Origin of the sequence: Clostridium amylolyticum (assembly GCF_900142075.1) — a bacterium.
In the GTDB taxonomy this organism is placed as follows: Bacteria; Bacillota; Clostridia; order Clostridiales; family Clostridiaceae; genus Clostridium_AA; species Clostridium_AA amylolyticum.
This window is the reverse complement of record NZ_FQZO01000003.1, coordinates 283,279-308,739: the sequence shown is the minus strand read 5'-3', so window position 1 is coordinate 308,739 and position 25,461 is coordinate 283,279. Positions and strand designations below refer to the sequence as shown.

Sequence of the window (25,461 nt, the reverse complement as noted above, 5' to 3'; positions counted from 1 at the left end):
AGAAGTTTCCTCCAGGAAACTTCTTTTATTATATACTAATTCAAAATTTTTCTGATTCTTTTCATCAGAAAAATATCCTCCATTTTAAATTCTAAATTATAAATTTTAAATTTTTTTTATCCCTTGCTTAAGTTCTTCTATAAACTTTTTATTTTGATATTCAGTTCCAATAGATACTCTTAACCAACCTGGCATACCTAGGAGGAAGCCTGGCCTTATGATGATTCCCTTTTTTAATAAATAATCAAATAAGAATTTATCTTGTCCTTTTACATCTACCATGATGAAGTTTGTATTGGAAGGAACATAGTTAAGTTTCATTTCATCAAAGGCTTTTAATAAATATTCTTTTTGCTCCTTATTGGTTTCATGTACTAGCTTTAAGTATTCTTCATCCTCTAGGGCTGCTATGGCTGCATATTGTGCAAATAAGTTCACGTCGAAGGGATTAATTACTCTATTGAGGTATTGTACAAGCTCTTCGTGGCATATTCCATAACCACATCTCAAAGAAGCTAGTCCATATGCCTTAGAAAAGGTTCTTAATATAATCATATTAGGATACTCTGGTAAAAGCTTTAATGAATCTGGATAGTCTTCATCTGTTACATATTCATAGTACGCTTCATCCATGATTATATAAACATCTTTGGATATCTTGTGAAGCACCTCATTAAGCTCTGTACCCGTAAACATACCACCTGTAGGATTGTTGGGATTACAAAACCATATCACCTTGGTTTTTGGTGTTATTTTTTCCACCATAGCTTCAATATCTAAAAAATTATTTTTAAGAGGGACTTTTACTACAGTACCTCCCATGAGTTTAGTATTGTCTTCATATCTTGAAAAGGTTACTTCTCCCATTATAGATTCATCTTCTGGATTTAATATGGTTTGGCATATTACCTTAATTAAAGAATCAGACCCTGCCCCGCAGAAAATCTGTCCTTCCTTAACATTTAGCTTATTGGCTATGGCTTTTTTAAGCTCATAAGAAGAAGAGTCAGGATAAAGTGAAGATTCATCTATAACCCTTTTCAAAGCTTCTTTAGCTTTAGGTGAGCATCCCAATGGGTTCTCATTGGATGCAAGCTTTATTACTTCATCTAGTCCAAGTTCTCTTTTAACTTCGCTAATAGGCTTTCCAGCTACATACTTTTCAATACTTAAAACCTCAGGTCTTATAGAGTGTTTTTGTGAAATTTCTTGTGTCATATTTAATTAGCCCCCTTTTAATTACAGTTTCTCCCTATATAAATAGTATAATTTTTCAGAATATTTCGCAATTACAACTGCTAGCACTTTATCACAGTAAATTTTATAAAAAGTACAGCATATTTAAATCGCTAATTTCCATAAAAAAACTCTATGAAGCATAAATGTTTCATAGAGTTTTTTATGGAAATATATACTTTTATAATGACTATTGATTAGCTGCAAGAACATTAGGTTCTAAAATATCTTCTCCAATTATCCTTACTTCAGGGCTTAAATCCACACCAAACATATCTTTAACAGTTCTCTGTACATGCATTATAAGGTTTAAAATATCATTGGCTGTAGCATGATCTTTATTAATTATAAAACCTGAATGTTTTTCAGAAACTGATGCTCCACCTATACAAAAGCCTTTTAAACCTGCATCCTGAATAAGCTTACCTGCAAAATAACCAACAGGTCTTTTAAAGGTACTTCCCGCTGAAGGATATTCTAAAGGCTGCTTATCTTCTCTTCTTGCTGTAAGCTCATCAATTCTTCCTTTAATCTTTTCATATGCTCCTTTTTTAAGCTTGAATTTAGCTTGAATCACCACATATCCATTGGTCATAACTGCACTTGTTCTGTAACCTAATTCTAGTTCGGAGTTGTTTAGCACTTTTAAGTTTCCATTTTCATCTATCACCAAAGCTTCACTGATAACATTACATAGCTCTCCATCATAAGCTCCAGCATTCATAAATACAGCTCCTCCAACACTTCCAGGTATACCACAAGCAAATTCGAATCCTGTAAGACTGAATTCTAAAGCTTTTTTAGATACATCTGACAAAAGTGCCCCACTATCTGCAATTATATCTTCCTCATTTACAATTATATTGTTTAAAGCTGATAATTTAATAACTACTCCCCTAATACCTCCATCTCTTACAAGAAGATTAGATCCATTTCCTATTATTATATAAGGAATATTTTCAGCTTTACAAAGATTAATTACCTCAATTACCTTATCTTTTGTAGAGGGCGTAACCATTATATCAGCTGGTCCTCCTACTTTAAAATAAGTATGTTCACTCATTGGCACATCCAAATCAAATTCATTTTTATCAACAATATCGCTTAATTTCATGCTAAACTCTAATTTTTGATTCATTATTTATCTCCTCGATTGAAATTAGTTCTCCCACATTTTTAACAAAAATTATTATACCATAAAAAGCACATAGTAGTACATAACTCCGCACAATGTTAAAAATTACATAACCTTCTGTTTAAGATTCTGTAATTATTTAGTATATTTATGTTACTTTTTATCCTTAAAATATTTTTTTATACTTTCTGCTGATTTTTTATCTATGGAAGGGGTTTCAAGAAGTTCTTTCATGGAAGCTTTTCTTATATTTTCTACGCTTCCAAATTTCATAAGTAAATTTCTTCTTCTTTTTTCCCCCACAAAAGGTATATCTTCAAGTATAGAATGTAGTGTTCTCTTATCTCTCAGGCTCCTATGGTAGGTAATAGCAAATCTGTGCACTTCATCCTGTATCCTTGTTATCATATGCATAGCATTAAAATTTTGTGCCATTGGAATCTCTACACCATTAAAGATAAGTCCTCTAGTCCTATGCTTATCATCTTTTACCATACCACATACAGGTATCTCAATATTCAGTTCTTTTAATACCTCCAGAGCAACATTTATCTGTCCTTTACCACCATCCATCATTATTAAATCTGGAAAATATAAAAACTTACCTTTAGATAACTCTAAATTTCTCTCCTGGATAGATTTAATTTCTTCTAAACCATGCCTAAATCTTCTTTGTAATATTTCTCTCATGCTGTCATAATCATTGGCACCTTGTACTGTTTTTATCTTAAATCTTCTATAATCACTATTTTTAGCCTTTCCTTCCTCAAATACCACCATGGTACCTACGGAATCCATACCTTGGATGTTAGATATATCATAAGCCTCAATTCGTACCGGTAGCTCTTCCAACTGAAGTGACGCTGCCAATTCTGCTAAGGCTATCTTGTTTATTTCCTTATCTTGAAGAATCTTTGTTTTAAATTGTTCTAAAGTTATTTTAGCATTTTTCTTTACCATATTAAGGAGTTCTTTTTTCTCGCCTTTTTGAGGGATTTTAATAAGAACCTTAGAACCTTTTTTAGCACTTAAGTATTGTTCCATTAGTTCTAGGTCAGCTAACTCTGAAATATATATATGCTTTGGAATTAATGCAGTGCCGCCATAAAAGCTGCTTATAAAGTCTTCCATAAGCTCCCCTTTATCACTATCAGCAGTATTCTCAAACATAAAATGTTCTCTTCCATTTACCTTACCATCTCGTATAAAGAAAATCTGTACACAAGTATCCTTTTCATCCGAGTATAACTCGATGAAATCTTCATCATCAGCTCTGGAAGTAAATATTTTTTGTTTTTCTGCTATGGACTCCACGGCAGCTATGTTATCCCTATAGGATGCCGCCGATTCAAATTGAAGATTCTCAGCTGCTTTTTCCATTTTTTCTTTTAAGTCTTTTATTATACTATAATTTTTACCATGAAGAAGATCAATAATATCTTTTATCATCTTTTCATATTCTTCTTTACTTATATAACCTGCACAAGGAGCTTTACACTTATGAAGATGATAGTAGAGACAAGGCCTAGTAGCTTCCCCTCCCTCTACTATTGACCTTTTACAGGTTCTCAAAGGAAATATTTTATTTATAAGATTGATGGTTTCATATACTGCAGCCCCATTAGTGTAGGGACCAAAATACATATTTCCATCCCTAGCATAGTTTCTTGTTACAAAAACCCTGGGAAAATCTTCATTAGTAGTTATCTTTATAAAAGGATAAAATTTATCATCTTTTAATAAAATATTATAACGCGGTGAGTACTTTTTAATTAAGTTTCCTTCAAGGATTAAAGCTTCCATCTCATTGTCAGTTACTATATATTCAAATTCTGCAATATTCTTAACCATAGCCCTAACCTTTTCTGAATGGTTCTTAGAACTTTGGAAGTACTGCCTCACCCTATTTTTTAATATTTTTGCCTTTCCTACATAAATTACTTCACCCAGGGAATTCTTCATTATATAAACTCCCGGTTTGTCCGGTAATATCTTCAACTGATACTCGAAGTCAAATATAATAATCCCCTCCGGTTTTTAATTTTTATTTTGTATTTAACGCAGCTTTAATTACTTTTCCTGCGGTTTGGGCGGCTGCGCCCCCTCCTAATCCACCATTTTCTACTATAACAGCTATAGCAACCTGTGGATTATCAGCAGGTGCAAACCCTACAAACCAAGAGTGCGGTACAGCATTTTCTCCATTGGGAAGCTTATAATCAGCTGTTCCAGTCTTTCCTGCAGTATTTGTACCATTAAATACATATTTCCACTGACTTTTAATTTTCTCATCTACGCTAGCCTTTAAATAATCTCTTAATGTAGAAGCTTGATCTTTAGATATAACGGTTTGTAGTGCTTCTGGCTTCATGGATTTAACCTTTCTGCCATTACTACTTACAATTTCTTTCATTAAACTTGGCTTCATCATAACCCCATCATTGGCTATAGTGGAAATAACTAAAGCCATTTCCATGGGAGAAGCCAGTATACTGCTCTGTCCTATGCCTGTTTGAGCTATATTACCTATTTCACTCTTTTCTAACTTAGGAAACTTGCTTTGTGCTATAAAAACATCATCAGAAGAAATTTTCTTATTAAATCCAAACTTTTCAGCAGTTGCCATAAGCTTATCATTTCCTAGGTCCATGGCTAAAGTTCCAAAAACCACGTTGCTAGAAACTGAAATAGCTTTCTTTAAATCAATATCACCATAGGAATATCCGCCGTAATTGCTTAAGGATTGTTTTTCGTTAAACTTAATCTTTCCATTATCCTTGAATTTTTTTGTAGTTACTCCAGGTATATTCTCCAATGCACTGGCAGCAGTTACTATTTTAAAGGTGGATCCTGGTGGATACAAGCCTGAAGTAGCTCTGTTAATAAGAGGTTTACCTTCTTCATCTGTATTTATACTTTTCCATATATTTTTTAGATTATTAGTGTCGTAGGAAGGCTTGGAAACACTAGCTAATACCTCACCAGTTTTAGGATTTAAAGCTACTACCGCTCCTTTATTAGTGCCTAAGGCATCAAAGGCTATGTTTTGCAAATTAGCATCTAAAGTGGTAATTAAATTGTTTCCTTTTTTATCTTCCTGCACAGTTCTTTTATTAAATTCTTCTTTAAAATTAAGCTTTTTAAAAAAAGCATCAATGCTGGCATTTATTACATCATAGCTTATTAACTCTTGGTCGTAGGTAGCTTCTAAACCTGCTAAGTCGTAAGTTTCATCTACATACCCTACTACATGAGCAAAAGCTTCCCCTCCAGGATATTGTCTTTTTTGATTTAATTCTGTTTTTTCAATGGTTTGGGCCAATACAGTCTTATTTCTATCATATATAACCCCTCGGACAACTTCATTCCTTTTCACCCAAAGCCTCTTATTCTCTTTCCTTGCAGCTATATCATGAGCTTTAAACAGCTGAAAATATCCTATATAGGAAATTAGTGCTATAAATAACAATAAAAATACTACCAATACTTTTTTTATGTTTGATGTTAGGTCATTATTATTCATGTTAACCCTCCTCTGATATCTTTTGAAGAATACCCAGTGAAAAGAACATGGTAAGCATGGAACTTCCACCATAACTAATAAGAGGTAGGGTAATTCCTGTAAGTGGTATTATATTAAATACACCTCCAATGATTACTAAAACCTGAGAAGCTATCATTGCTGAGAAGCCTACTGCAGCCAATTGTGAGAAACCATCATCAGCTTTAAGAGCTGCTCTCATAGATCTATAACATAAGAGGAAATAAATTATTATTATTCCTACAGCGATAATAATTCCAAGCTCCTCACATATAATAGCAAATATGTAATCACTTGTTTTAACAGGTACCCATTTAGGAAATCCTTGCCCTAATCCTGAGCCAAACAATCCCCCTGAAGAAATAGCAATTAATCCTTGTACTATCTGATAACTTTCATCGTTGGAATACTTCCATGGTTCTTTCCATATCATAACCCTTATCCTTATGTGATCAAATAGTTTATAACTTGCTACTGAACCTACTGAGAATAATCCAAGGCAAGCAATTATATATTTTAACTTGGAAGTGGCAATATATAAAATTGTTATGGATATACCAAATATTATTAAAGCAGAGCCTAGGTCTCTTTGAAGCACCATAAACCCTAAAGAAATCATTACGATTATTGCCGGCTCTATAAGCTGCTTAAAACTTTCATATCCCCTTAAAGCCGCAGCTAAATAGAGTATAAGAAATACCTTACCTAATTCTGAAGGCTGAAAGCCAAAGCTACCTATATAAACCCAGTTTTTTGCTCCATATAAGGTTCTTCCTATAAATGTAGCCATTCCCATAAAGATTAAAGTCCCTGCCATGTAAATATATTTATACTTAGAAAAGCTCTTAAGATCTGGCAATAAAACTACTATTAAAATATATCCTGCCATACCAAGTACAAACCATACCACCTGTTTTATCGCCACGGTCATATCTATTCTATACAGCATAGCAGCTCCAATAACGGAGAGAATACTTGCAAAAATCAAAATATATTTATCCCCATCGGGATAAAACTTTCTTATTATAAAATGTGCATAACCTATAAGCACGCACATTACTCCACCCATGATAAGAGCACCTTTATCCATAGGCTGCTTTAATAATGCTAAATTCACAAATAGCGCTATACATAATAAGTAAGTTAAAAAAAGCATTCGCTTTTCATCTCTAAAGCTATACATAATATCAACTCCATTATCCAATAACCTTAAAGGTTAGACTACCCATGGTTATTTCATCTTCCTCTTCTAATTTCACTCTCCCATAAATCCTACTGCCATTAAGAAGTGTGCCATTAGTACTATCCAAATCTTCTAATATACAATCTCTATTCTTGATAAAAATCTTAGCATGATAACCAGAAATATATTGATCTGTAAGAACTATAGTATTATCTTCTTTTCTCCCTAAGGATATAACACCTCTTATGGGCACTACCGAACCTCTTTTAAGATTCTCATTGTCTCCTGGATTTAAAACTTCTAAACCTAATTCACTATAATTTGCATCACTGCTTTTCCTTTTACCACCGGTTTTAACATCTTTATACATAATTTTTAACGCATAAAAGATTATAAAATAAATTATAACTATAAACACTATGGTAAAAACAAAGCTCATTAATTTCATAAAATTCATTTTTTTCACCCCATAAGCCATTATTAAATTATTATTTCCATATTATATTACTATAATCTATATTATTATTTAAGAACATAATTAGATTATACACTATAATATTATACCAAGTGAAATAATTTAAGCTACTTACCTATACGTAAGAATAATAAATAAAGACACAAAAGTCAAAGTAACAATGGGAAAGCATTGCCTTGGAGCTTCTTTCCCCCAAAGCAATGCCTTACAATTTTATACAAATTAATTATAAACTTTTAGAGCTAAACTAATCCTAGAATAATTAGCTCTATGTTGCCACTAAAAGTTATTTATACAGCTATTTTAGTACCTTCTTCAAATATTGTGCAGTATAAGACTTCTTACTCTTACAAAACTCTTCAGGTGTACCTGTAGCCACTATAGTACCACCTTTATCTCCACCCTCAGGTCCCAGGTCAATGATATAATCGGCACACTTAATAATATCAAGATTATGTTCTATAACCACCACGGTATTACCTGATTGTACCAATCTCTGAAGTATGGATATAAGCCTTTTTACATCATCTATATGAAGTCCAGTACTTGGTTCATCTAATATATATAAAGTCTTGCCAGTGCTTCTTTTTGAAAGTTCAGAGGCTAGCTTTATCCTTTGTGCTTCTCCTCCAGATAGCTGAGTGGAAGGTTGGCCTAATCTTATATATCCAAGGCCTACATCTTGCAAAGTCTGAAGTTTATTTTTTATTCTAGGAAGACTTTCAAAAAATTCTAAGGCTTCCTCTACGGTCATGTTAAGTACATCATCTATATTCTTGCCTTTATATTTAACTTCTAAGGTCTCTCTGTTATATCTTTTTCCCTTACAAACTTCACAAGGAACATATACATCAGATAAAAACTGCATCTCTATTTTTATTATTCCATCTCCACTGCAGGCTTCGCATCTACCGCCTTTAACATTAAAGCTGAATCTTCCTGGTTTGTAACCTCTCATTTTGGATTCAGGGGTAGAGGAGAAAAGATCTCTTATTATATCGAAAGTTCCCGTATAGGTTGCTGGATTAGATCTTGGAGTTCTTCCTATAGGACTTTGATCTATATCAATTATCTTGTCGATATTCTCAGCACCTAAAATCTCCTTATGCTTTCCTGGGAGCTTTCTAGAGTTATTTACAGCTTTATTTAATCCTTTAAATAATATTTCATTTACCAAAGTACTTTTCCCCGAACCAGAAACCCCTGTTACCAAGGTAAGAGTTCCTAAAGGAAAATCTACATTTACATTTTTAAGATTGTTTTCTGAAGCTCCTTTAATTGTTACGATGTTACCATTACCCTTATTTCTAACCTCAGGTACCTCAATGCTTTTCTTACCTGTAAGATACTGTGCAGTTATGGATTCTTCCACTTTCATAATATCCTCTAGGGGTCCTGCTGCCACCACTTTTCCTCCATGTTCTCCCGCACCAGGTCCTATATCTACGATATAATCTGCTTCACGCATGGTATCTTCATCATGTTCCACTACTATAAGGGTATTTCCCAAATCTCTAAGATGCTTTAAAGTAGCAATAAGCCTGTCGTTATCCCTTTGATGTAGACCAATACTAGGCTCATCTAGTATATATAGAACTCCCATCAAGCTAGATCCAATTTGAGTAGCTAACCTTATTCTCTGAGATTCCCCTCCAGATAAAGTACCAGAATTTCTAGCTAAATCTAGGTAGTCCAGGCCTACATCCATAAGAAATTTCAATCTGCTTTTGATTTCTTTTATTATCTGTCCACTTATTATCTGATTCTTTTCAGAGAATTGGATGCTATCTATATACTTTAACTCTTCACCAATGGAAAGCCTTGTAAACTCATTGATATTTTTTGATCCCACCGTTACTGCTAAAGCTTCTGGCTTTAATCTAGCCCCTTTGCATTTAGGGCATGGATTGTCGCTCATAAACTGTCCTATATCAGCTTTTATTGCATCAGAACTGGTTTCCATATATCTTCTCTTAAGAGAATTAATCTCTCCCTCAAAATTATGATAGAACTCTCCTGAGGAGTATTCTCTATCATATTTAACCTTTATCTTTTCTCCTTTTGTTCCATAAAGAAGAATATTTACTATTTTCTTAGGTAAATCTTTTATAGGAGTATTTAAGTCAAAATCATATTTTTGAGTTAAGGACTTTAATATACTATAGGTCCAAGAGTCTTCCTTTAATCTACCTTCTCCCCAAGAAGCAATGGCTCCTTCCATAATGCTTTTGCTCTTATCTGGTATAACTAAGTCTTCATCAATTTCAAGAAGGGTTCCTAAGCCATCACAATGATCACATTTTCCAAAGGGAGAGTTAAAGGAAAATAGCCTAGGGGCTAGCTCATCTATACTAATTCCACAATCTGCACAAGCAAATTTTTCTGAGAATAACATATCACCTTCATCTATTATGTTTACCACTACTAATCCTTCCGCTAATTTAAGTGCTGTTTCTATAGAGTCTGAAAGTCTGCTTCTCATATCTTCACGTATTATAAGCCTATCAATAACAGCTTCTATAGTATGCTTAATATTCTTTTCAAGCTTTATTTCTTCTTCAGTTAAATCTAAAATTTCCCCATCTATTCTAGCTCTAATAAAACCATTCTTTTTTATATTTTCCAGTACCTTTTCATGAGTACCTTTTCTTCCTCTTATTATAGGTGCTAATATTTGAATTTTAGTTCTTTCTTTAAGCTCCAACACCTTATCCACCATCTGATCTACAGACTGCTGAGTTATTTCTTTCCCACATTGAGGACAATGTGGCACCCCAACTCTTGCATATAAGAGTCTAAGGTAATCATATATTTCAGTAACAGTACCTACAGTAGATCGTGGATTTTTGCTAGTAGTTTTTTGATCTATGGAAATAGCCGGAGATAACCCTTCAATGTACTCCACATCAGGCTTATCCATTTGTCCTAAGAATTGTCTAGCATAAGCTGACAGTGATTCTACATATCTTCTCTGTCCTTCAGCATAAAGGGTGTCAAAGGCTAAGGAAGATTTACCTGAACCAGATAAACCCGTGAACACCACAAGTTTATCTCTAGGTATTTCTAAATCTACATTTTTTAAATTATGAACCTTAGCTCCTTTAATTACAATTTTATCTTTCATAACTTGCCATTAACCTCCAGGGTAGTTTAGTTTGCTATTTGCTTTTCTTTTTCTTCTTTTTTAAATCATATATTATATCTCTAAGCTGAGCTGCTCTTTCAAATTGAAGATTCTTAGATGCATCCATCATTTCGTCTTCATACTTCTTAATAAGTTCATCAAAAGCCCCAGCTTCTTCTCTTAATGCGTCTTCCATAGTTTTAATCTTGCTCTTACTCTTATATTCTTCTGTTGATTCTGCTGTTCTAGTAGCTTCTATTATATCTCTTACATCCTTAATAATGGTAGTTGGTGTAATACCATGTTCCTTATTATATTCAGTCTGAATACTTCTTCTTCTATCTGTCTCTTTTATAGCTCTATTCATAGAATTAGTAATATTATCAGCATACATTATTACCTTGCTTTCTGAGTTTCTTGCCGCTCTCCCTATAGTTTGAATAAGTGAGGTTTCAGACCTTAAAAAGCCTTCCTTATCCGCATCCAAAATGGCCACTAAAGCCACTTCCGGAATATCTAACCCTTCTCTTAAAAGGTTTATACCTACTAATACATCAAATTCTCCCACTCTAAGATCTCTGATAATTTTCATTCTTTCTATGGTGTCAATATCAGAGTGCATATAAGTAGTCTTAATACCTAACTCTTTAAAATATTTTGTAAGATCCTCTGCCATTCTTTTAGTTAAAGTGGTAACTAGAGTTCTAAATCCCTTCTCAGTGGTTTTATTTATTTCTCCAAATAAGTCATCCACTTGACCTTTTATAGGCTTAATAATAATTTCAGGATCTATTAATCCAGTAGGCCTTATTATTTGTTCCGCTACATTTTTAGAATGCTCAAGCTCATAGGCTGCAGGTGTGGCGCTTACAAATACCACTTGGTTAAGCTTCTCTTCAAATTCTGGAAACTTCAAGGGTCTATTATCATAGGCTGAAGGTAGTCTAAATCCGTATTCTACTAAAGAATCTTTTCTAGATCTGTCCCCCGCATACATCGCTCTAACTTGAGGTAAGGTAACATGGCTCTCATCTATAAACATAAGGAAATCCTTAGGAAAGTAGTCTATGAGAGTTTGTGGTGGAGTGCCAGGAGCCCTTCCATCCAAAATTCTGGAATAATTCTCTATGCCGCTGCAATATCCCATTTCCCTCATCATTTCTATGTCATAATTAGTTCTTTGCCTAAGCCTTTGAGCTTCTAAGGCATTTCCTTTATCTATTAAATCTTTAAGTCTATCTTCCAGCTCCTCTTCAATTTTTGTAATTGCTATCTCAAGTTTATCCCTAGAGGTGGCAAAGTGAGAAGCTGGGAATATGCTAACATGCTGTCTTTCTCCTATAATATTTCCCGTTAAAACCTCAAATTCTCTTATCCTATCTACTTCATCCCCAAAGAATTCAACCCTTATTCCTTTATTAGAAGAAGAAGCAGGAATTATATCTAAAGAATCACCACGCACTCTAAAAGTACCTCTGGCAAAGTCTATATCATTTCTCTCGTATTGTATTTCCACAAGCTTTCTTATAACCTCATCCCTATCTTTTATCATTCCTTGTCTTAAAGATAGTGTTAAATTAGCATATTCTTCTGGATTACCAAGTCCATAAATACAAGACACAGAAGCCACTATAATAACATCTCTTCTTTCTAAAAGAGCAGAGGTAGCAGAGTGCCTAAGCTTATCTATTTCATCATTAATAGAAGCATCTTTTTCAATATAGGTATCAGTTTGAGGAACATAAGCTTCTGGCTGATAATAATCATAATAAGAAACAAAATATTCCACTATATTATTAGGGAAAAAGTCTTTAAACTCAGCACACAACTGTGCAGCTAAGGTCTTATTATGAGCTAAAATCAAAGCAGGTCTTTGAAGCTTTTCTATTATATTAGCCATGGTAAACGTCTTTCCAGAGCCTGTAACCCCTAAAAGCGTTTGAAATTTATCCCCATTTTTTATAGAACTAACCAAACTATCCACAGCCTGAGGCTGATCCCCTGTGGGTTTAAAAGAAGATTTTATTTTAAAATCCATATCATCACCTCAAAACATTTGTTCGTATTTCGTATAATATTATTTTAATCTATAAGGTTTAATTATACAACAAAATAATTAAAAATTTAGAATTTAAAATGAATGATATTTTTCTGATGAAAAGAATCAGAAAAATTTTAAATTTATTTAAAACAAAGAAAGGAACCCTTCAGGTTTCCTTTCTTTAATCATTTAAACTCCTCAAGAGTTTAATATTATATTCTCCCAAAATTCCGTCAGGAATTTTTTCCTTCATTCTCAATTCTAAATTGTTTTCCTACTCTTTTTTCTCATTTTTAAACTTTTCAATCATGTCTTGGAACTTGTTGTTGTCGAATTTAACCACTTGGTTTTCTTTGGGCAGATTTCTTGGAACTAGTACTAGACCTATTCTTTCTGAGCCCTTTCTAGAAAGGGAAAGCTCTTTGAAATTGCCTTTATAATCCTTTATTTTAAAGATAACTTGATTTAAGTTTTCTTTTAGCACTTCATAAACCGATGCTTCGCTGAAGATTTCCATACCGTTTATCTCCACGAGCTTATCACCGCTTTTAATGCCTGCTTTGTAGGCTGGTGATTGAGGTGCTACCTCTAAAACCATTATACCTTCATCATCGCTTATAAATTTAGGATTTCCTTTTTCTTCAAAATTCTTTTGAATATAAAGCATTAATTCATGGGCCAAGGGGGAAAAGACAATAACTATAGCCTCTCCTATAATACCTATCCTTCCTAGTTGGGCTACCGCTGTAAGAAGAACTCCAAAGATAAGAATGCCTATACCCGAATAAAGTGCTTTCATAGATTTATTTTTAGTAAAGGTTATACTAGAATAGCCAAGCACCCCATAAAAAGGTATCATAGCTAAAACGGCATTTTTTATTAAATCCATGGTGTTAGTATTTTTTAAAATTGGCCACCAGTCCGGGGTATTAACACTAATTAGCCCTGCAGATAAACTATCAGCATACATAATGAAAATAGCCACGGGCAGAGCCCAATATCTTTTAAAGGCGAATCCGCCTATAATTTTGTTTCCCCTGGTAGTAAATATAGGTATGGCTCCTTTATCCCCATCTATCATAACCAATATGCCTTCAATTATGTGAAGAATACCTATTAATGTGAATAATGAAACAATATCTATATTTAATGGCGCAGCCATTCCTTGGGATTTATATACATATGAAACTATAAGACTTATTGCAGCTAAAATAGAACCGGAATAAGCAAAACAAAAAAACCTAGGCTTAAATAGCATTAGAAGAATTGATACTAAAAATAAAAATTCTATTCCTGAATTTTCAGGAAACATTATTCCTAGATATGAAAATATTAAACTTCCCATAGTCCCTGCTAAAATTCCAATAACCAATTGAGACAAGGTAAGTTCTAGGGGAGAATGAAGCCTCTCCCCAATAATCATCTTCTGCATTACAGTAGTTTTTCTGTTTTGATTATAAAAGATAATCCCTAATATTATGAGAACAATTACCAATGAAGGGTCTATTATTGCATAGGCAACGGATCTTAACGTATAAATTGCTACATTCATGCTGAAGGATCCTCCTATTTAAGTTTTTCCTTAATTACCTCCAGAGCTTTATTAAATTGAGGGTCATCTGAACGTTTATAAATTTTTTCTCTCAATTCATCAGGATATTTTACTTCAATATCTGGAGCTATACCTGTGTGATGGATGTTTTCACCATTAGGGGTATAATATTTTGATATAGTAACTTTCAGTGCCGTTCCATCTGATCCAGATAAAACAGACTGAACAACTCCTTTACCAAAGGTTTTAGTGCCCACCAAAGTACCTACCTTATAATCTCTTATAGCTCCTGAAACTATTTCTGAGGCGCTGGCAGTATACTCATTTATTAGAACTACCAAAGGAAGGCCTTGAGCATTTCCACCTAAGGAATTAAGGCGTTCTTCTTTTTTATTTTTATCTATGGTAGAAACTATAACCTTGTTTTTAGGTATAAAGTTTGAAGATATTTCCACACTGGATTTTAATAATCCACCTGGATTATCTCTAAGATCTAATATAAGAGCTTTCATTCCTTTGCTCTTTAAGTTTTTAAGGGTTTTATTAAAATTATCTGTGGTATGTTCGTCAAACATGCTTATGGATATATAACCTATATTATTATCCATCATTTCGCCTTTTACGGTAACCAATTTAATTGTATCTCTTTTTACCGCCACATCAAAATTTCCTTTATTTTCTCGGAAAAGGCTAAGTTTTACTTCTACCTTATCATTTCCCTTCATTATTGATACTGCCTTATCTATATCTTTACCTGTAACATCAGTATCATTCACTTTTAAAATAACATCCCCTGGAAGTATACCAGCTTTATCTGCTGGTGACCCTTCAAAGGGTAAAATTACAGTTATTTTATCATCTTTAACACCTACTTGAATGCCTAAACCCACATATTCGCCTTCATTTTTTTCACTGAAATCATAAAACTCTTTTTTGTTCATGAATACTGTATAGGGGTCATTTAAGGAGGAAGTCATACCTTTAATAGCTCCTTCTACCAAAACATTATCGTCAATAGGACCATCATAATATTTGTATAAAGCTTCTCTAATTTGGAAGAGCTTATTGAAACCTTCTACATTTTTATAATCTTCCAATCCTTTATAATTACTATTCACTCCACTTAATCGTGGGATGGTGAAGGCTGCTACTGTACCTGCATAAAAGGAACCCACTGCAGTAAGGAGTATAAGCACTACAACCAATGCTATCCATTTACCTCTTCCTCTTTTTCTTTTAAGGTCCCCTTGAGATTCAAACCCATTCATATAAGACACCCTTTCTTAATACAACGTGCTAATGGAAACAGCTGTTCCAAATCCAGGATTTGATACAGCTGTTTACGAAAATTCCTTTAAGGATTTACATTTCTATTATATTCTTATCTATAAAGTATATGTCTATTCTTCTAATTATACAACTAGGAATTTTCTTAAGGATACTATACTACCCACTGTACCGATTAATATACCTGATAGCATAAATTCCCACAGCATAGTTGTATATACGTAGGATGGTGGAAGTAATTGAGCGATAAGCATTGAAGCTGAAACGTTCATAAATACATACCTATAGGCAAAGTATAAAACCACTGTGGAAATCACAGCACCTATAATACCTATAACCATTCCTTCAATGACAAAGGGCCATCTTATAAACCAATCTGTAGCACCTACAAATTTCATTATTCCCACTTCTCTCCTTCTAGAGAATACAGTGATCTTAATGGTATTGGCAATTAAGAATAATGAAACTGCTATAAGCACTATAAATATTGCAACTCCTACCCACTTTACACCATTGGCAAAGGAAGAAATCTGATTTATCAATTCTTGATCCTTTCCTATTTCATCAACTCCTGGTGCCTTTTCATACTTTGCTGCAATTTCTTCAGCATATTTAGGATCCTTAAGTTTAACTATAAAAGAAATGGGCATAGGATTGCTTTTTACATCATATCCACTTAAAAGACTTGCTTTATCCTTTAACGACTTTTTGAAATTTTCGAAGGCCTGCTCTTTACTTTCAAATACTACATCTTTTACCCCTGGTTCAGCTTTAAGCTGAGATTCTAAAGCATTTTTATCGTTAATGCTGATATCTTCATTTATATATACTCTAATTTCAACATTGGACTCAACATCTTTAACCCCTTTTCCTATGTTAAGTCCAGTTAACATAAACACACCAAATATAAATATAGTAGCTGCCACTGTAGCTATTGAAGCTAAGCTGATAGTTCTATTTCTCCATAAACTTCTAAATGCATCTTGAATAAAATATTTTATGGTACTAATCCTCATATTCGTATCTCCCTCTCTTTTCATCCCTGGTTATAGTTCCTTTTTCTATGGCTATAACTCTCTTCTTCATCATATCAACAATATCTTTGGCGTGAGTAGCCATAAGAATAGTAGTACCAGCTTTGTTAATATCATCAAGAAGCTCCATTATCTCTTTGGCAGTTTCAGGGTCAAGATTTCCTGTAGGTTCGTCAGCTATAAGTAATGAAGGATTGTTCACTATAGCTCTAGCTAGTGATACTCTCTGTTGCTCTCCTCCAGATAATTCATTAGGAAAAGCCTTATATTTTTCTGAAAGACCTACTAATGAAAGCACAGTAGGAACTCTCTTTCTCATTTCTCTTGAGGATGCCCCTACCACCCTCATAGCAAAAGCTACATTTTCATAAACGCTAAGATTTGCAATAAGTCTAAAATCTTGGAAGACCATTCCTACTTTTCTTCTGTAGTATGGAATTTGAGCTCTTTTAATTGTAGCAAGATCTACCCCATTATTATTGATATTGCCTGAAGTAGGTTCTATTTCCTTAAGAAGCATTTTTATGAAGGTAGATTTACCTGCACCACTTGGTCCTACTAGAAACACGAACTCTCCGCGTTCAATTTGCACGTTAACGTTCTTTAAAGCATGAACGTTATTATTATAAATTTTACTTACATTCTTGAACTCAATCATCTGTACACCCCTCACTAAAATTCACATGGTATTTATCGCATTTTATACAAACATATTATAACATAATACGCACAGGTGTAAAATTTAATAATTGTCAATTATCATTTTATTTTTACAATATTTGTCGCATTAATTGGAATAATTTAAGACAGATTCTATTTCTTGTATCTGAATCTGTCTTATAATGATATTTTTTACAGATTATTAATATTTAATTCAATAAAATTTAATTAACTATTCACAATTTAATTCATCTTAAAATGGAAAAATTATTGACGTATTAATGAAGATCATTAAAACCTTCTCCTAAGACATCATAAGCTTCACTAATGGTTATAAAGGCTTTAGGATCATTTTCTTTTATAAAGTTTTTAAGCTTTATAAACTGTGATCTACCTAGTACTGTGTATACCATTTTTGTATCCTTTTGGGTAAATCCACCCTTACCATCAAAAATAGTACACCCCCTCTCAAGGTTTTTAATAATGTAATTAGATATCACTTCCCAGTTAGAACTTATTATAATTATCTCTTTTACAGAATTAAATCCATCGATTATCCTGTCTATAGTAAATCCATTAATCATTACAGAAAGCAAAGAATAAAGCCCTACATCTACACCAAAGGTTATAGTTGCTAATAAAGTAACTATAAAGTCTACAGCCAAAAGAGATTTACCAATATCTAAATCAAAAAATTTATTTAATATTTTAGCTAAAATATCAGTGCCTCCGGTAGAAGCATTGGCATTAAAAACCATGGCCATACCTATAGAAGATATAAGGGTTCCAAATATAGCAGCTAACATTAAGTCTCTTGTTACAGCCATAGGGTTCATAAACTTTTCAATAAACCATAGCCCTACTGATAAACCAAAGGAGGCATATATGGTTTTTGCTCCAAAGTTACCCCCTATAAAAATAAAGGCAACAACAAATAATATGACATTCATAATTATTACTAATATACCTGTTTCCATAAAAGGAAAGTAATAATTTATAACTATAGCAAAACCAGTTACTCCCCCAGCTGCTAAATTATTAGGTATGAAGAAATATTCTACGCTTAAAGCTACTAAAATGATACCTATGGTTATTATGAAATAATCTTTTATTACCTTCTTCATATTCTACCTCACACTATATATTTTTATGATATATTATTAAAACCTTCCCCCATAACCTCATGGGCTTCATTTACCGTTACAAAGGCCTTAGCATCTATTTGCCTTATATATCTTTTAAGTCGTATAAGCTCTCTAGTATCCATAACGCAATATATAACCCTTGTAACAGATCCAGTATACCCACCCTCTCCATTTAAAATAGTACATCCTCTATCCATATCTGTAGTGATATACCTTTTAATTTCATCGGTGTTAGAACTCATTATCATAACTTCTTTACAAGAATTAAAACCTGAAATAACCCTATTTATCACCATTCCATTTAAAAGTACACAAAGCACTGCATATAACCCTCGATTAAGTCCAAAAGTAATGGCTCCTGTTATAACTACAAAGAAATCCACCGTCTGCATAGATCTTCCCATATTAATGCCAAAAAATTTATTTAAAATCTTAGCGATGATATCCGTGCCTCCTGTGGAAGCGTTTTGACTAAAAACAATAGCAAGCCCTGTGCCCAAGATTAATGTTCCTATTATAGAGGCTAGCATTAAATCTTCAGTAAGGGCAAAGGGTTTAAAAAATCTTTCAATAAACCACATAGCTGCAGCAAGACCAAAGCTTGCATATAATGTCTTTGCTCCAAATCCACTACCTAAAAATAAAAATCCCACTGAAAATAAAATTATATTTGTTATAATCATTATGCCTCCAGTGGAAAGCATAGGCACATAATGATTTATCACCAAAGAAAGCCCCGTAATCCCCCCCGTGGCCAGATTATTAGGCATAAAAAAATACTCCACTCCAAAAGCCACAAAAATAAAACCTATAGTAATAAATATGTACTCTTTAACTTTAACTTTCATAAGACCTCCAAAGTAATTGACAATTTAGAATTTAGAATTGAGAATGAAGGAGGGAATTCCTGGCGGAATTTCTCAAAATTTATAAAAAGATATAATTTAAACTTGCTGTTTTCTCAAAAACTGAAATAAAAATTTTTCTAAAATTTTTATTTCAGCATACAATTCCTCAGTTTTTCTGGCTCTTTTCCAGAAAAACTTTCCTTCATTCTCAATTCTAAATTGTTAATTCTAAATTCTATTATACCTTATTCTATACCTCTTCGTAAATTGTATTCTAAGTATTATCATGAATGCAAAAAAAAATCGCCGAAGCGATTTTTAATATAATCCTATACTTATTAGAAGTGATTTATCTACTTTTTCCATATCACTGTCTGTCATGTGGCCAATCTTTTCTTTTAATCTTTTTTTATCTAGAGTGCGTACTTGCTCCAAAAGTACTACAGAATCTTTATTAAGTCCGTATTCTTCTGAAGAAATTTCAACATGAGTTGGAAGTTTTGCCTTGTTAATCTGGGAAGTTATAGCAGCAACAATTACCGTAGGGCTATACTTATTCCCTATGTCATTTTGTATTATTATTACAGGCCTAATGCCGCCTTGCTCCGATCCTATTACCGGGCTTAGATCAGCATAAAATATATCTCCTCTTTTCACTATCATCGTCGTCATCAGACATATCACTCTCCGAAATCCACGCCTCATATTCTATTGATTCATCCAGTTCAAAGAAACAGCCCATTTCACAGTACTTTAAATTTATAGAAGCCATTTCTTCATAACCTTTTTGTAACTGCTCTACATATTCAGTTTTATTTTTATCCTCAATACATAATATTAAAGAATCCCCATTTAATTGATTGTTTTTTTTATATTTTCTTGAAGTTGTAGATAAATAGGTAATTATTTCCTTTGAATATGACATAATTCCACCTTACCTCCTATGTTTTCGCAGTTGGAGCGATATGTACACTAAAATTATAGTGCAATAGATGTCATAATGTCAAAGGTTTTGTCATTATGTTTAGCTTACTACATGTAGTTTCTTACTTTAATTATTTTTCCATCTTTAATGTATACTCTAGGAACTCTTTTTCCTATCATACATATAATTTCATAATTTATAGTTCCTAATAGTTCTGCTATGTCATCTGCATCAAACTTTACATTACCCTGCTGACCTATGAGTATAACTTCGTCTCCTACCTTTACTTCTCCTATGTCTGTAACGTCCACCATACATTGATCCATACATATTCTTCCTACTATTGGGGCAAGCTTGCCATTAATTATCACCTTTGCTTTATCAAATAAAAGTCTAGTATAACCATCAGCATAGCCAATAGGCAGGGTGGCTATGATACTTTCTTTTTCAGTCTTATATTTTCTGCCATAGCTGATATACATGTCTTTCTCCATGGTTTTAACATGTACAACATCAGTTTTAAGAGTCAATACAGGTTTTAAATGTATTTTTTCTTTATGTATCTCCTCTGAAGGGTAATAGCCAAATAATATTAATCCTGGCCTTACTGCTTCAAAATGGGTTTCCGGCAAATCTATAATAGCTGCACTGTTAGCTATATGACGAATTTTAGGTTTTACTCCTTTTTTAGTCAGCTCATGGTAAAAATTATTAAATTTATCTAATTGTTCATAGGTATAATCTTTATCTTCTTCATCAGCACTGGAAAAATGAGAAAACAATCCAACTATTTCTATGTTAGGAAGCTTGCTTATAGCATAAACTTCATTAACACTTTCCTCATTGGGAAGAAATCCTATCCTTCCCATACCCGTATCCAATCCTATATGAATCTTTGCAGTAATTCCAAGCTTTTGTGCTTCATTGGAGAGAGCTTTAGCATATTCAAAAGTAAAAACCGTTTGCTGAATATCATATTTTATTATTTCTTTTGAAAAGGTTAATGGGGTGTATCCTAGAATCATCAAAGGAGCCTTAATACCAGCCTTTCTAAGTTCTATGGCTTCAGTTATAACCGCTACCCCTAAACTCGTAGCACCATTTTCTAAAAGAACTGGAGCTACATCCATAGCACCATGCCCATAGGCGTCTGCTTTTATTATTGCCATTATATCTTTACTCTTTGCCACTCTTCTTATTTCTCTCATGTTATGTGCAAGATTATCCAAGCTTATCTCAGCCCACACAGGTCGTATGCTCTTAAACATTTTTTATCCCCCTTGCTTATCAAGCTTCTACGTTTAAAATTTAAATAAATCTGCATCCATTTCTTTTTCAAATTTAAAGTTGGAGTAGATAATTTCTGCTTTAAGATTACCTTTAAAGTCTAATATACTTATTTTTTCCGGGGCTTTTGTTTCAGTATTCACTTGTAGAATACCTTTATCAATATTTTTATTACCTCCCGGTATATATAATTCGATAAAAAGGCAATTTTTTCCTTCTTTATTTTTAGAATAAATTTTTACTTCTTCATTTGTATATATTAACTCAATAAAATCTCTAAGAAAAGCCCATTTATAAAATTCATCAAAATCTCTTTTCAATTTATAGGTTTTATCATTGTTTATGTCTTTTACTAAGATTTCATCATCTTTATAAATGTGAACCCTTTCATTGCCCAGTTCTAACCTATATCCTTTTTTAGCATCATAAAAAATTTTTGCTTTTTCTTGAAATTGACCTTTATCATTAGTTACAAAGTAATTTACATCTGTACTATAACATTGAATAAAACGAAGATAATCAACATACTCCTGTGGTGTATCAATTCTTCTTTTATAAAATATAGAAAAAATAACCGCTATAACCACTAAAAATACTAAAGCTACAATAACTAACTTCTTTTTCAATCTCCCTCACCCATAATAATGCTGCCCTTAATACTATTATTCTTTATAGACGAGTTTTATTCTTTAAATTTCTAGTTCTTTTATGGTAAAAGGAAGCTCTTCTATTATATGTTCAGCATTTACATTATGCATGTTTTTACTTAGCTTATCTCCTGCAAATCCATGAATATACACGGATGCACAGGAAGCTTCTAAGGCTTCACAGCCCTGTGCCACCAAAGATGCTATTATTCCTGTTAAACAATCCCCCATGCCTCCTGAAGCCATAGTGCTATTTCCTGTAGGGTTTACATATACCTTTTCACCATCTGTTATTATGGTATTATATCCCTTTAATACTATTATCACTGAGTTTTCTTTGGCAAAGTTTTTAGCTACATCCATACGATTTTCATTTATATATTCTATACCTAAATCTGTAAGCCTTGCCATCTCCCCTGGATGTGGAGTAAGTATTATGGGTAAATTGCTATCTTTTATTACATCTAAATTCTCAGATAAAACATTAATACCATCTGCATCTATTACTAGGGTTCCCTTCCCATTGTCTAATACAAATTTTATTATATCTAAGGTTTCACCATTACTTCCTAATCCTGGTCCTAAAGCAATTACATCAGCTTTTTTCACAGCATCCAGTAACTCATTCACATGGTCATAACCAAAAGTCATAGCTTCTACAAACTTAGCTGCTAGGATATGTTGAATTTTCTTATTACATGCTAAAGTTACCAAACCAGCCCCACTTCTTACAGCGGATTCCGTGGTTATATATGCAGCTCCAGTATATCCCTCACTGCCTGCAATAACCAAAACTCTGCCAAAGCTTCCTTTATGAGAAAACTTGTCACGTTTAGGTATTATCTTCCTAACATCTTCCTGGGTAGTTAAAAATTCTTTTTTATGATATAAGTTTATTACATTTTTAGGCACTCCTATAGATTCTACTACTATTTCTCCTGTGTGCTTATGACTTTTATAGTTAATAAACCCTCTTTTATATAGTTCAAAGGTTACTGTTTTGTGAGCCTTTATAGCATTTCCTTTTATTTCTCCCGTGCTGCTATCCATACCAGAGGGTATATCTACAGATACTATATACTTGCTGTTTTCATTAATTATAGATATAACAGAATCATATAGTTCATCTATATTTCTAGTAAGCCCAGTGCCTAAAACACTATCTATTATTATATCACTGTGTTGAAGGGAATCTCTTAATATGGTAAAATCCTCCACATTAGATATCTTTTGAATTTTTATCCCCATGTTCTTGAGTATTTCATAGTTAACTCTACTATCTGATGATAATTTACTGCTGTTACCTATTAAAAAAACTTCCACACCCTTATCAAGGGCTTTTAAATGCCTGGCTATGGCAAATCCATCCCCACCATTATTTCCACAGCCACAAACCAAACAATATTTATTATCAATATCAGTTTGAAGATGTTTAACTACCTGCAAAGCAGCATTTTCCATAAGCACTATACCAGGTATCTTTAATTCTTCAATACAATAATTATCCATATTTCTTAGTATTTCTGCAGTTCCTATTTTCATTTTATTCACCCTCCAAAACTACAAATGCCACAGCATTTTGTTTATTGTGAGAAATTGAAACATGTATATTTATAACTCTTATTTCATTACACTTCTCTTTAGCCTTACCAAAGATTCTAATATTGGGCTTCCCTAAATCATCTTTATAAACCTCCACATCCTGCAAGGTAAATCCTCTAAAACCTGTTCCTAGTGCCTTACTAAAGGCTTCTTTAGCTGCAAAATAACCTGCAAAGCTTTGGTATGCATTTATACCCTTTATACTATTTCTTTCATGCAGGGTGAAGGTCTTTTCACTAAAGCCCTTTGTATTTAATATTGCACTTTTTATTCTCTCTATCTCAATTATATCCGTTCCAATTCCAATTATCACAGTAACACCTACTTTTAATGATTATAATTTAAATAATACATTAAATTATCTTATTAAGTAAATCAAATTTAAAATCCTGCCTTTTAATAAAAGACAGGATTAATAAAAACTAATTTTTTATATTTAGTTGGTAGCTATACACTGAAAATCATTATCAAAATCTACTATATATAAATCTACATATTCACCAATAATATCTACAAGATGCAATGGTGATACTAAATTATTGTATAAAATATTAAGCAAATCATAAACCTTATGCGGTTGAGGACTTATACACTCCACACTATTTCTTTCAATATTAATTATGTCTTCACCTTCCATGTCTAATCTTTCGATTTCAATTCCAAAAGCCTGGACTCCCATTCTTACCCCTTTAACCACTCTGTAATAATATACTGACCTCTTCTGTTCTTCCTGCATGGTTTTTACTAAATTCTTAACAACCCTCATGTTTTTTCCCCCTCAAAAAATAATTAATTTTGAGCACAAATTCTAGGTCATATTTATGTAACTTATATTAGCACTTACTTTGCAAAATTTATGTCGAAATCAGTAAAGGTTTTCAAAAACTTATCTTTTTAATTTGACAGCTTCATCCTAATAAAATGCATCGTCCAGGGCTATAATAGAAACATTTGGTATATTATTCCTGTTATCATAATTTTTTTGTCGAAAAAATATGGTATTTGTTGTATGAATTTACTTGAAGTTATTAACAATATCACCATAATTATTCATTTTTATTCCTATATATCTAAATATATCCTCCAGTATTAATAAAGCAAGCAAAATAACTCCTATATCAGAAGTGTCCAAATCAGGTATTCCATACCACTTTTTTAAGCTCAAGGAGATTTCTTTCTTGTAGGTTATATTGCTATATATTTCATGCAAAGTTTCGTAAATAATTTTGTAGTTTAATAGTGCAAAATCTCTCTGAACTTTTTCCTGACTATTGATGGTAGCTCTTATTATTGAATTCAAGCTCTTACCTTTATAGTAATTTTCTAATTTTTCCTTGTAAACTTTTGCTATATGATTTCCTACTAGAAAACCATCTATAATGGCAATTTCTCCTTGTGTATTAAATATTACACAAAAACTCACTTGTTCCTTACCTTCCTGCTTTAAATCATCCATAATCTTTTTAACATTATAGTTAAAACTTGAGGTATATTTTGCTTCCAATATAAAGAAATCTAATTCGCGAACTACAGCTACCGCCACAAATTCACCAAAGTCTTTGTATACTTTTTTCATAAAACCTTTATTTCGCATAATATTCCTCCTGCTATCAAGTGATTCTTAGCTTCAGATGGAGTTTGCTTAAGAGGAATACTTACTCCAGCTGAAGCTTAGAAGAACTTATCCAGGAACTAACCGCCCCAATCCCACCACTTAAAGAAGAGGGGATATTGGCGAG

General features: G+C 32.8%; 22 protein-coding genes. All 22 read right to left on the bottom strand.

All coding sequences use genetic code 11. From position 1 onward, the window contains the following. Nucleotides 1-105 precede the first annotated feature (105 nt). Complete coding sequence (gene hisC / locus BUA82_RS08680; RefSeq protein ID WP_073006691.1) at nt 106-1,218, bottom strand: histidinol-phosphate transaminase; 1,113 nt, start codon at nt 1,216-1,218, stop codon at nt 106-108. Nucleotides 1,219-1,426: 208 nt separating this feature from the next. After that, nucleotides 1,427-2,374, bottom strand: a complete 948-nt coding sequence (gene murB / locus BUA82_RS08675; RefSeq protein WP_073006688.1) for a UDP-N-acetylmuramate dehydrogenase — start codon at nt 2,372-2,374, stop codon at nt 1,427-1,429. A 150-nt stretch (nt 2,375-2,524) separates the two neighbouring features. Continuing rightward, complete coding sequence (gene uvrC, locus BUA82_RS08670; protein ID WP_073006685.1) at nt 2,525-4,390, bottom strand: excinuclease ABC subunit UvrC; 1,866 nt, start codon at nt 4,388-4,390, stop codon at nt 2,525-2,527. A gap of 25 nt (nt 4,391-4,415) precedes the next feature. Then, a complete protein-coding gene (locus tag BUA82_RS08665) occupies nt 4,416-5,894 on the bottom strand; it encodes a peptidoglycan D,D-transpeptidase FtsI family protein (RefSeq protein ID WP_073006683.1) in 1,479 nt (492 codons plus the stop codon). Between the two features lies 1 nt (nt 5,895). After that, entirely contained in the window at nt 5,896-7,095 is a 1,200-nt protein-coding gene (locus BUA82_RS08660; RefSeq protein WP_073006680.1) for an FtsW/RodA/SpoVE family cell cycle protein, read from the bottom strand. A 13-nt stretch (nt 7,096-7,108) separates the two neighbouring features. After that, on the bottom strand, nt 7,109-7,552 hold the full coding sequence (locus tag BUA82_RS08655; protein WP_073006678.1) for an FHA domain-containing protein: 444 nt from the start codon (nt 7,550-7,552) through the stop codon (nt 7,109-7,111). A 316-nt stretch (nt 7,553-7,868) separates the two neighbouring features. Beyond that, nucleotides 7,869-10,694 carry an excinuclease ABC subunit UvrA gene (gene uvrA / locus BUA82_RS08650; protein WP_073006676.1) on the bottom strand — a complete coding sequence of 942 codons (2,826 nt, stop codon included), beginning with the start codon at nt 10,692-10,694 and terminating at the stop codon, nt 7,869-7,871. Between the two features lie 34 nt (nt 10,695-10,728). Then, nucleotides 10,729-12,732 (bottom strand): excinuclease ABC subunit UvrB, encoded by a 2,004-nt coding sequence (gene uvrB, locus BUA82_RS08645; RefSeq protein ID WP_073006674.1) that lies wholly within the window; start codon nt 12,730-12,732, stop codon nt 10,729-10,731. Nucleotides 12,733-13,009: 277 nt separating this feature from the next. Continuing rightward, entirely contained in the window at nt 13,010-14,287 is a 1,278-nt protein-coding gene (locus BUA82_RS08640; protein ID WP_073006672.1) for a PDZ domain-containing protein, read from the bottom strand. 14 nt (nt 14,288-14,301) lie between these two features. After that, entirely contained in the window at nt 14,302-15,555 is a 1,254-nt protein-coding gene (locus tag BUA82_RS08635; protein WP_073006670.1) for a S41 family peptidase, read from the bottom strand. Between the two features lie 144 nt (nt 15,556-15,699). Further along, nucleotides 15,700-16,590 carry a permease-like cell division protein FtsX gene (gene ftsX / locus BUA82_RS08630; RefSeq protein ID WP_073006667.1) on the bottom strand — a complete coding sequence of 297 codons (891 nt, stop codon included), beginning with the start codon at nt 16,588-16,590 and terminating at the stop codon, nt 15,700-15,702. Next, nucleotides 16,580-17,266, bottom strand: coding sequence for a cell division ATP-binding protein FtsE (gene ftsE / locus BUA82_RS08625; protein ID WP_073006665.1), 687 nt, complete (start codon nt 17,264-17,266; stop codon nt 16,580-16,582). The genes ftsX and ftsE overlap by 11 nt, the downstream gene beginning before the upstream one ends. Before the next feature lie 280 nt (nt 17,267-17,546). Further along, nucleotides 17,547-18,392: a YitT family protein gene (locus BUA82_RS08620; protein WP_073006663.1), complete on the bottom strand. Its 846-nt coding sequence runs from the start codon at nt 18,390-18,392 to the stop codon at nt 17,547-17,549. Nucleotides 18,393-18,415: 23 nt separating this feature from the next. After that, nucleotides 18,416-19,261, bottom strand: a complete 846-nt coding sequence (locus BUA82_RS08615; RefSeq protein ID WP_073006661.1) for a YitT family protein — start codon at nt 19,259-19,261, stop codon at nt 18,416-18,418. Nucleotides 19,262-19,579: 318 nt separating this feature from the next. Further along, nucleotides 19,580-19,933: a type II toxin-antitoxin system PemK/MazF family toxin gene (locus tag BUA82_RS08610; protein ID WP_073006658.1), complete on the bottom strand. Its 354-nt coding sequence runs from the start codon at nt 19,931-19,933 to the stop codon at nt 19,580-19,582. Continuing rightward, complete coding sequence (locus BUA82_RS08605) at nt 19,890-20,186, bottom strand: hypothetical protein (protein WP_073006656.1); 297 nt, start codon at nt 20,184-20,186, stop codon at nt 19,890-19,892. Before BUA82_RS08605 ends, BUA82_RS08610 begins: the two co-directional genes overlap by 44 nt. Nucleotides 20,187-20,293: 107 nt before the next feature. Then, nucleotides 20,294-21,454 (bottom strand): alanine racemase, encoded by a 1,161-nt coding sequence (gene alr / locus BUA82_RS08600; RefSeq protein ID WP_073006654.1) that lies wholly within the window; start codon nt 21,452-21,454, stop codon nt 20,294-20,296. A 33-nt stretch (nt 21,455-21,487) separates the two neighbouring features. Continuing rightward, nucleotides 21,488-22,099 (bottom strand): germination lipoprotein GerS-related protein, encoded by a 612-nt coding sequence (locus tag BUA82_RS08595; protein WP_083599854.1) that lies wholly within the window; start codon nt 22,097-22,099, stop codon nt 21,488-21,490. A 63-nt stretch (nt 22,100-22,162) separates the two neighbouring features. Then, entirely contained in the window at nt 22,163-23,662 is a 1,500-nt protein-coding gene (locus BUA82_RS08590) for a bifunctional ADP-dependent NAD(P)H-hydrate dehydratase/NAD(P)H-hydrate epimerase (RefSeq protein WP_073006652.1), read from the bottom strand. A 1-nt stretch (nt 23,663) separates the two neighbouring features. Further along, nucleotides 23,664-24,035: a holo-ACP synthase gene (gene acpS, locus BUA82_RS08585; protein ID WP_073006649.1), complete on the bottom strand. Its 372-nt coding sequence runs from the start codon at nt 24,033-24,035 to the stop codon at nt 23,664-23,666. Between the two features lie 123 nt (nt 24,036-24,158). Then, on the bottom strand, nt 24,159-24,488 hold the full coding sequence (locus tag BUA82_RS08580; protein ID WP_073006647.1) for a DUF6514 family protein: 330 nt from the start codon (nt 24,486-24,488) through the stop codon (nt 24,159-24,161). Between the two features lie 249 nt (nt 24,489-24,737). Continuing rightward, a complete protein-coding gene (locus BUA82_RS08575) occupies nt 24,738-25,316 on the bottom strand; it encodes a hypothetical protein (protein ID WP_073006645.1) in 579 nt (192 codons plus the stop codon). Between the last annotated feature and the right edge of the window lie 145 nt (nt 25,317-25,461).

What these genes read in the sequence shown, in the direction of transcription:
- hisC (WP_073006691.1), bottom strand. Translation starts at nt 1,218, where the DNA reads ATGACACAAGAAATTTCACAAAAACACTCTATAAGACCTGAGGTTTTA.
- murB (WP_073006688.1), bottom strand. Translation starts at nt 2,374, where the DNA reads ATGAATCAAAAATTAGAGTTTAGCATGAAATTAAGCGATATTGTTGAT.
- BUA82_RS08665 (WP_073006683.1), bottom strand. Translation starts at nt 5,894, where the DNA reads ATGAATAATAATGACCTAACATCAAACATAAAAAAAGTATTGGTAGTA.
- BUA82_RS08660 (WP_073006680.1), bottom strand. Translation starts at nt 7,095, where the DNA reads ATGTATAGCTTTAGAGATGAAAAGCGAATGCTTTTTTTAACTTACTTA.
- BUA82_RS08655 (WP_073006678.1), bottom strand. Translation starts at nt 7,552, where the DNA reads ATGAATTTTATGAAATTAATGAGCTTTGTTTTTACCATAGTGTTTATA.
- uvrA (WP_073006676.1), bottom strand. Translation starts at nt 10,694, where the DNA reads ATGAAAGATAAAATTGTAATTAAAGGAGCTAAGGTTCATAATTTAAAA.
- uvrB (WP_073006674.1), bottom strand. Translation starts at nt 12,732, where the DNA reads ATGGATTTTAAAATAAAATCTTCTTTTAAACCCACAGGGGATCAGCCT.
- BUA82_RS08640 (WP_073006672.1), bottom strand. Translation starts at nt 14,287, where the DNA reads ATGAATGTAGCAATTTATACGTTAAGATCCGTTGCCTATGCAATAATA.
- BUA82_RS08635 (WP_073006670.1), bottom strand. Translation starts at nt 15,555, where the DNA reads ATGAATGGGTTTGAATCTCAAGGGGACCTTAAAAGAAAAAGAGGAAGA.
- ftsX (WP_073006667.1), bottom strand. Translation starts at nt 16,590, where the DNA reads ATGAGGATTAGTACCATAAAATATTTTATTCAAGATGCATTTAGAAGT.
- ftsE (WP_073006665.1), bottom strand. Translation starts at nt 17,266, where the DNA reads ATGATTGAGTTCAAGAATGTAAGTAAAATTTATAATAATAACGTTCAT.
- BUA82_RS08620 (WP_073006663.1), bottom strand. Translation starts at nt 18,392, where the DNA reads ATGAAGAAGGTAATAAAAGATTATTTCATAATAACCATAGGTATCATT.
- BUA82_RS08615 (WP_073006661.1), bottom strand. Translation starts at nt 19,261, where the DNA reads ATGAAAGTTAAAGTTAAAGAGTACATATTTATTACTATAGGTTTTATT.
- BUA82_RS08610 (WP_073006658.1), bottom strand. Translation starts at nt 19,933, where the DNA reads ATGACGACGATGATAGTGAAAAGAGGAGATATATTTTATGCTGATCTA.
- BUA82_RS08605 (WP_073006656.1), bottom strand. Translation starts at nt 20,186, where the DNA reads ATGTCATATTCAAAGGAAATAATTACCTATTTATCTACAACTTCAAGA.
- alr (WP_073006654.1), bottom strand. Translation starts at nt 21,454, where the DNA reads ATGTTTAAGAGCATACGACCTGTGTGGGCTGAGATAAGCTTGGATAAT.
- BUA82_RS08590 (WP_073006652.1), bottom strand. Translation starts at nt 23,662, where the DNA reads ATGAAAATAGGAACTGCAGAAATACTAAGAAATATGGATAATTATTGT.
- BUA82_RS08580 (WP_073006647.1), bottom strand. Translation starts at nt 24,488, where the DNA reads ATGAGGGTTGTTAAGAATTTAGTAAAAACCATGCAGGAAGAACAGAAG.
- BUA82_RS08575 (WP_073006645.1), bottom strand. Translation starts at nt 25,316, where the DNA reads ATGCGAAATAAAGGTTTTATGAAAAAAGTATACAAAGACTTTGGTGAA.